1 pseudogene is annotated in these 706 nt (G+C 75.4%); it reads right to left on the bottom strand.

The window, feature by feature from the left end:
* Nucleotides 1-573 (bottom strand): annotated as a pseudogene (locus tag ACFQ4O_RS18090) (MFS transporter); the annotation flags it as partial.
* Nucleotides 574-706: the final 133 nt, after the last annotated feature.

Genomic DNA, 706 nt, shown 5'->3' with positions numbered 1-706 from the left:
GAGCCGCAGCGCGGCGACCGCGGAGACCAGCGCGAGCACGGCGGCGCAGATCCCCATGCCGAGCCCGGCCCCCGCGTCGAGCGCGATCAGCCCGCCGGCCCCCGCCGCGCCGAACAGCCCGCCGATGGAGAAGAAGGCGTGGACCGAGGACATGATCGGCCGGCCATAGGCCTTCTCGATCGCCGCGGCCTGGGCGTTCATGGCCACGTCCAGCGCGCCCATCAGGGCGCCCAGCAGCAGCGCGCACAGCATCAGCGTCCGCCCGTCCGGGGCCTGGGGCGGCAGCGCGAGCGCCACCGAAAAGGCGAGCGCGGCGGCCACCGTGACGCCGACCGCGCCGAAGCGGTGCAGCAGCAGCCCGGTCAGCGGCATGGCCCCGACCGCGCCGAGCCCCATGCCCAGCAGCACGCCGCCCAGATCGCCGTCGCTTAAAGAGAGTCCACCCTTCAGCAGCGGCATATGCGCCGCCCACACGCCGAGCCCCGCTCCGGAGATGAAGAAGATGGCCACCACCGCCGCGCGCGCCAGCAGGAGACGGCGCGCATGGCCCGCCGCGTGGGAAAGCTCGGTCATCGCTTAAGCCCTGTCGACGCCGGCGGCGCGGGCGAGCGCCGCCACCTTGCGGAACACGGTGGGCAGCGCCTCGCCGTCGAAGGCGTCGGCGTCGACCCAGCGCGCGCCGGGCGGCGATGCCAGCCCCCTCGGC

It is taken from the genome of Methylopila musalis (genome assembly GCF_042679725.1).
In the GTDB taxonomy this organism is placed as follows: domain Bacteria; phylum Pseudomonadota; class Alphaproteobacteria; order Rhizobiales; family Methylopilaceae; genus Methylopila; species Methylopila musalis.
Note: the sequence above shows the minus strand (reverse complement) of the source record. Positions and strands in the feature narration are given on the sequence as shown.